The sequence below is a fragment of the Ensifer sp. YR511 genome (genome assembly GCF_900103045.1).
In the GTDB taxonomy this organism is placed as follows: Bacteria; Pseudomonadota; Alphaproteobacteria; order Rhizobiales; family Rhizobiaceae; genus Ensifer; species Ensifer adhaerens.
Map to the genome: position 1 here is coordinate 1 of NZ_FNGR01000080.1, position 2,249 is coordinate 2,249.

Sequence of the window (2,249 nt, forward strand, 5' to 3'; positions counted from 1 at the left end):
CTGAATGCCGGCGTCGAGGCGGCCCGTGCCGGTGAAGCCGGCAAGGGTTTTGCGGTCGTCGCGCAGGAAGTGCGTGAACTCGCCCAGCGCTCGGCCAATGCGGCCAAGGAGATCAAGGCACTGATCACCACCTCCGGCAACCAGGTCCGCAACGGCGTGACCTTGGTCGGCGATACCGGCAAGGCACTGGAGACGATCGTCGCCGAAGTCCAGGAGATCAACAAGCACGTGAGCGCGATCGTGACCGCGACGCGCGAGCAGTCGACGGGCCTCCAGGAGATCAACACGGCGGTCAACACCATGGATCAGGGCACGCAACAGAACGCGGCCATGGTCGAGGAACAGACGGCGGCAAGCCATGGTTTGGCGTCGGAAGCAGCCTCGCTCAACGCACTGCTGGCCCAGTTTAACCTCGGCGATACGCAGAGCGTATACGCGGCAGCGACCAGCCACCGCCGCCGGGCAGCCTAGTCCTCGCCGACATTTGAGAAGCAAAAGGCCCGGGAGACCGGGCCTTTTCTTTGCGCAGTGCATCAGGATTCTCGCTTTTCACTGCAGGATCGCGAGTCATCCCCTTGTTTCTTAAGCTTTGATAAAGCGCTCGCGCATACCGTTTCTTCGCCGCGAAATGACTTCGCCCGCACGTCGCCTCCAGCATTCATCATCGCGATGTGCCCCAGACACCTGTCCCAATGCTCAGCGTGCCCGTCACGCAATCGATGATTTGGCCGCGCACGACCGCAACGGCGGAGGCGCGAGGGGAGACATACGGTGATCCTAAAGACTGCAACGGCAAGAAACATGTTCGCCATCGTGATGACCGGCCTGTTGACCTCCATGGTCACCGCCGCCGTCGTCTTCTGGCTCTCCTATCAGCAATTGCGCGAGCGCAGCATCGCCGAAATGACCAATGCCGCATCCGCAAGCGCGCGCAGCGTCGAGACGAAGTTTGCCGAGGCAAAGACGCTCGCAAACAACATCCGCTCCGCGCTCTATGCGGTAAAGGGCACCGGCGAGCCGTCGCGCGCCGAAATCGAAACCCTGATGAAACGCTGGATTGTCGACAATCCGCTTGCCGTCGGCATGAGCACCGGCTGGGAGCCGAACGCCTTCGACGGCAAGGACGCCGAATTCGTCGGCAAGCCCGGCCATGACGCGACCGGCCGCTTCGTTCCCTATATCGCGCGCTCCGGCGACAAGGTGATCCACGAGGCGCTGGCCGATTATGACAAGCCGGGTCCCGGCGACTACTACCAGATCCCGAAGAAGACCGGCCTCGACATGGTCACCGAGCCCTATGTCTACCCGATCAACGGCAAGGACGTGCTGATGACCTCGATCATGGTGCCGCTGAAGAAGGACGGCGCCTTCATCGGTGTGGTCGGCGTCGACATGGCGCTCGGCGAACTCTCGACCGAACTCGCCAAACTGAAGCCCTTCGGCACCGGTTTCGTCTCATTGCTCAGCAAGGATGGCAGCATCATCAGCCATCCGGATGCCAAGGTCCTCGGCAAGGTGCTGAAAGACACGCCTCTCGCGGGTGAGGGGTGGGGTGACCTCCTGAGCCACACCGGCCAGGCCTTCGCGCTGAAGCACACGGATGGCAGCGGGCATCTGGCCGTCGCCGTACCGGTCAACCTGCTGCCCGACACCGAATGGTACGTCGTGGTCTCGGTGCCCGAAGCCACGGTCTTTGCCGGCCTTTCGCATCTCGCGATGATTTCGATCGCCGTCATTGCCGTTGCCGCCGCGATCATGATCATCGTCGGTTGGACACTGGCAAGCCGCTTCCGCAAGCGCGTCGCCAATGTCATCGGCGTCACCGGCCAGATCGCCGCTGGCGAGACCGACGTCGACCTCTCCGAGGCCGAGCGCAAGGATGAGATCGGCGATCTCGCCCGGTCGCTGCGTGTCCTGCGTGATGCGACGATCGCCAAGATGCAGCTCGAAAGCGAGGCGGATGCGAACCGCTCGCTGTCAGAACGCGAACGTCTGGAACGCGAAGCGCAGAAGGCGCGCGATGCGGCCGAAATCCAGCAAGCTGTAAACGGTCTCGCGATGGGCCTTGGCCGTCTGGCCGAAGGCGATCTCGCCTACCGCATCGACAACCCCTTCGCCGATCGCCTCGACAGTCTCAGAGCCGACTTCAACAATTCGGTCGCCAAGCTGCACGACACGCTCTGCGCCGTCGGTGCCAATGCCCGCGGCATTGATGCCGGCGCGACGGAAATCCGCTCGGCCGCCGACGA

The 2,249-nt window shown here is 63.1% G+C and carries 2 protein-coding genes; both read left to right on the forward strand.

Annotation, left to right across the window (positions count from 1 at the left end):
- The coding region (locus BLU15_RS38705; RefSeq protein ID WP_244546962.1) for a methyl-accepting chemotaxis protein at positions 1 to 471 on the forward strand (471 nt) is incomplete at its 5' end.
- A gap of 300 nt (positions 472 to 771) precedes the next feature.
- Positions 772 to 2,249: methyl-accepting chemotaxis protein (locus BLU15_RS38710; RefSeq protein ID WP_143034377.1), on the forward strand; the 1,478-nt coding region annotated here is incomplete at its 3' end.